General features: G+C 69.7%; 1 protein-coding gene. It reads right to left on the bottom strand.

Annotated features, from left to right (window positions below; translation table 11 throughout):
• Positions 1-65: 65 nt before the first annotated feature.
• Positions 66-2,261, bottom strand: a complete 2,196-nt coding sequence (locus tag VR45_RS39355) for a M4 family metallopeptidase (RefSeq protein WP_234326628.1) — start codon at positions 2,259-2,261, stop codon at positions 66-68.
• Positions 2,262-2,264 lie beyond the last annotated feature (3 nt).

The following is a 2,264-nucleotide window of genomic DNA, read 5'->3' as shown; positions in this document are numbered from 1 at the left end:
GGGGGCGCCACCCGGACTGGCGTCAGGCCGACTCGGGTCCGACCTGATCAGCTGGGGGGACCCGGTCAGAAGATGAGCTTCCACCCGTCGATGCGGCCCGAGTCGCTGCGGTACACGTCTTGCACCCGGAGCCGCCAGGTGCCGTTGGCGAGCTGGGCGGAGGCGTCGACCGTGTAGGTCTCGATGACATTGTCGGCCGAGTCGCCGAGGCTGCTCTTCTTCAGCGGGTACACCGTGCCGTCCGGGCCGACCAGGTCGACGACCAGGTCACCGCGCCAGGTGTGCTTGATGTCCACCCCCACCCCGAGGTCGCGCGACGCCTGGCCCGGGATCCGGTCGACGACGATGTCCGAGAAGATCGCCGGACCCCCGTCCGGGATCGGCACGGCGGTCGTGCTCGTGAAGATGCCCGGGGAGACCTTCCAGGTGAACGTCGTCGTGATGCTGCTGTGGTGGGAAGCCTTGGCGGTGACGGTGACCGTGGACGTGGCGGCGACGGTCGGGATGCCGGTGATGCGGCCGGTGACCGGGTGGAGCTTCAGCCCCTCGGGGAGGCCGGTCGCGTGGTAGGTGACGGTGCCGGGGTTGAAGTTGACGGCCTCGATCCGGAGTTCGGCCGGGGTCCCGACCTCGGTGACCTGGTTACCCACGGGGTCGAGCAGGAGGCCGTCGACGACGCGCGGGCCGACGTTGACGCCTGCCCAGGCGTTGGCGGTGTTCATGTACGTCGCGCTGCTCTGCCCGTACAGGTCGGCGGCGGCCTGGAGGGTGGCGATGCGGGCTGCCGCATAGTTGGTGGACGAGGTCATGTATGTGGTCAGCGCCCGGTACCAGATCTTGGCGGCGGCTTCCCGGCCGATGCCGGTGACCGGCAGGCCGTCGGAGGTCGGGGAGTCGTAGGCCACGCCGTTGACGGTCTTGGCGCCGCTGCCCTCGGAGGCCAGGTAGAACCAGTGGTTCGCCGGGCCGGAGGAGTAGTGCACGTCGACGGTACCGAGGTCGGCCGACCAGTAGTCCCGTGACTTGGCGTCCTTGGAGGGCTTGTCCATGTAGCGCAGCGGGGTGCCGTTGCCCCTGATGTCGATCTTCTCGCCGACCAGGTAGTCGCCCGTGTCCGCAGGGTTGCCGGCCCAGAACTCGATGGCGGCGGCCATGATGTCGGAGGTGGCCTCGTTCAGGCCGCCGGACTCGCCGCTGTAGATCAGGCCCGCGGTGGCGGAGGTGACGCCGTGGGTCATCTCGTGGCCGCCGACGTCGATGGAGGTCAGCGGCTTGACGTTGCCCGCGCCGTCGCCGTAGGTCATGCAGAAGCAGCTGTCGGACCAGAACGCGTTGACGTAGTTGTTGCCGTAGTGGACCCGGGTGTAGGCGCCGACGCCGTCGTCCTTGATGCCGCTGCGGCCGTGGACGTTCTTGTAGTAGTCCCAGGTGAGTTGGGCGCCGTAGGCGGCATCCACGGCGGCGGTCTGCCGGTTGGCGACGGTGCCGTCGCCCCAGGTGTCGGTCGGGTTGGTGAACAGCGTCTTCGTGGAGCTGGTGCCGTTCAGGTCGTAGGTGCTGTGGCCGCCACGGGTGGTGTCGGTCATCGCGTAGCCGCCGCTGCCGGCCGGGGAGGTGCCGATGGTGACCTGGCCGGAGTACTTGCTGATGCCGACGCCGGTCTCGATGCCCTGGTACTCGAAGACCTCCTTGCCGGAGTTGGCATCGGTGATGACGTGCAGTTCGGACGGCGTGCCGTCCTCCTGCGTGCCCGTCACGATCGTCTCCCAGGCGAGACGCGGGGTGCCGGCCGCGGCCCAGACCACCTTGCGGCTCTGGTCGGCCGCCGCCTCCGTGATCCTCGCGCTTCCGGCGCTGTCGAGCGCCAGGCCCTTCGCCGCCTCGGAACTCTCGCCGGGGGTGGTGTCGACGGCGATGTCCGCGTCGGTGGCCCTGGTGACGCCCTTGATGGAGCCGTCCGGGGCGGTGTGCACGACCAGGTCACCACCGAGGACCGGCAGTCCGTCGAAGGTCCGCTCGTAACGGGTGTGCAGGGTGCCGTCGGCGTCCTTGGTCACGCCCCTGACGACCAGCGCCTCCTTCGCGCCCAGCTTGAGCGATCCGGCGGTGTTCGCCCGGTTCGCGTCGGCGGCAGCCAGCAACTCGCCACGCTGCGAGGCCGACAGTTGCACCGGCAGCGCACCGGCGAAGGCCTGCACCTCGGCGGAGGCACCGGTCGGGCTCTCCTCGGCGGAGGCGGTACCAACGGGCAGAGCAGTCACGAT

The sequence above is a fragment of the Streptomyces sp. NRRL S-495 genome (genome assembly GCF_000966955.1).
Lineage (GTDB): Bacteria > Actinomycetota > Actinomycetes > Streptomycetales > Streptomycetaceae > Kitasatospora > Kitasatospora purpeofusca.
The sequence above is the reverse complement of the archived record's forward strand: the minus strand, read 5'-3'. Positions and strand labels throughout refer to the sequence as shown.